Here is a 261-nt window from a genome sequence, read left to right as displayed (position 1 = left end):
ATATGGTGCTGAAAAATTTAATGTTTATGTTTCAACAACAAATACACAGACAACCAGTTTTACAAAGATTAACACAAGCACAATAGTAACACCTTCTGTTGTAGCGTGGAATCAACATACTTTTAATCTAGATGCTTATTCTGGGCAAGGCGTTTATATCGCTATACAATGTGTGTCGGACGACCAGTTTGCTTTATTGATAGATGATTTCAAAGTTACAACAACAGGAACGTTGGCAACTTCTGAAGTTTCTAAAGCATC

The 261-nt window shown here is 35.2% G+C and carries 1 protein-coding gene; it reads left to right on the top strand.

Translation table 11 applies throughout. The annotated features are described in order from the left end of the window. The coding region (locus SB724_RS20695) for a choice-of-anchor J domain-containing protein (RefSeq protein WP_410572804.1) at positions 1-261 on the top strand (261 nt) is incomplete at both ends.

The organism is Bacillus sp. SIMBA_031, assembly GCF_046535225.1.
Taxonomy (GTDB): Bacteria; Bacillota; Bacilli; order Bacillales; family Bacillaceae; genus Bacillus; species Bacillus velezensis.
Note: the sequence above shows the minus strand (reverse complement) of the source record. Positions and strands in the feature narration are given on the sequence as shown.